The sequence below is a fragment of the Propioniciclava sp. genome (assembly GCF_029977985.1).
Taxonomy (GTDB): Bacteria; Actinomycetota; Actinomycetes; order Propionibacteriales; family Propionibacteriaceae; genus Propioniciclava.
The window spans coordinates 1-1,503 of record NZ_JARKOT010000246.1 but is presented as its reverse complement, the minus strand read 5'-3'; the positions used below and the strand labels follow the sequence as shown (position 1 = coordinate 1,503).

The 1,503-nt window shown below is 76.2% G+C and carries 1 protein-coding gene; it reads right to left on the bottom strand.

What is annotated here, in order from left to right:
- A partial coding sequence (locus tag Q1K57_RS13785; RefSeq protein ID WP_300083587.1) for a glycoside hydrolase family 3 C-terminal domain-containing protein occupies nucleotides 1–1,503 on the bottom strand: 1,503 nt, incomplete at both ends.

Genomic DNA, 1,503 nt, shown 5'->3' with positions numbered 1-1,503 from the left:
GAGATTCTGACAAGTCGGCATGGAGGGGCAGGGCGGCAGGGCGGCGGTCGACCGGGAGGACGATCCGGGGTTGGCGTGAGGAGCTGCCGAGCACGATCCGATGGGTCCCGGCGGGCTGGCGCCAGCAGTGTCCGGGCACGTCCACGACCGCGAAGTCGCGGACCCCGAGCCGCAGTTCCACCACCGCCGACTCGCCGGGCGAGAGGCTGACCTTGGCGAACGCACGCAACTCGCGGACGGGCTGCCCCGGCTCCGGTGTCGGCGGCTCGACGTAGAGCTGCACCACCTCGCTGCCTCGCCGAGTGCCGGTGTTCGTCACGGTGACCGCCACCTCCACTTCGTCATCGGCCACGACGCGGGCCGAGGCGGCCGAGTACTCGAAGGTCGTGTACGACAGGCCATGGCCGAACGGGTAGCGGACGTCGAGGCCTGCGGCGTCGTACCAGCGGTAGCCGATCAGCGGTCCCTCGGCGTACTCGATCCGGCCGGCCGCACCGGGGAAGGTGTCGTGGCCGGGGGTGTCGGCGAGGCGCAGCGGGTACGTCTCACCCAGCCGTCCGCCCGGCTCGGCGAGGCCGAACAGCACGTCGGCGGTCGCGCCGCCCACGGCCTGCCCGCCGAGCCAGGTGAGCAGGATCGCGGCGGCGGCGTCATGCCACGGCGCGAGGTCGACGGCCGAGCCGGCGGCGAGCACCACGACCAGCGGCGTCCCGGTCGCGGCGAGGGCGGCGAGCAGCTCGACCTGCTCCGCCGGCAGCGCGAGCGTGTCCCGATCGGTCGCCTCCACCTCCGCCGACAGCGGCAGGCCGGCGAAGGCCACCACCACGTCGCTCTCGCGGGCCACGGCGACGGCTTCGGCGCGCAACGCGACGAGGTCGGCCTCCGGCGCCGGGGCGGTCTCCTGGTAGAAGTCGGTCGCCGGCACCGGGTAGCCCTGTGCGAAGCGGACGCGGTCCCCGGCGACCTCGCGGATCGCGGCCAGCGGTTCGTCCACCCGCACCGGCCAGACGCCGGACGAGCCGCCGCCCTGGATCCGCGGCACCCGCGCGTAGCCGCCGACCACGCCGATCCGCTGCGTGCCGTCCGGGTCGAGCGGCAGTACGCCGTCCGGGTTCCGCAGCAGGGTCGCGGCGGCGGCCGCCGCCTCCCGGGCGAGGTCGTGGTGGGCGTCCGCGCCGAGCGCGGCCAACTGCTCGGGCCGCAGCCGCTCCCCCGGCACGATCCCGGCGTCCCGGACGGGGCCGGCCGCCGGCCCGTCGGACAGGCAGCCCTCGACGAACTCGACCACCCTGGTCGCGGCGCGGGCGACGGCGGCCCGCTCCAGCCGGCCGTCGGCGACCGCGGCCACCAGCGCGGCGGCGCTCCGTCCGCCGGTGCCGGGCATCTCCAGGTCGAGGCCGGCCGCCACGGCCGCCACCGGGTCGTGCACAGCGTCCCAGTCGGAGACGACCAGACCGCGGTAGCCCCACTCGTCCCGCAGCACGTCGGTGAGCAGCCAGTGGT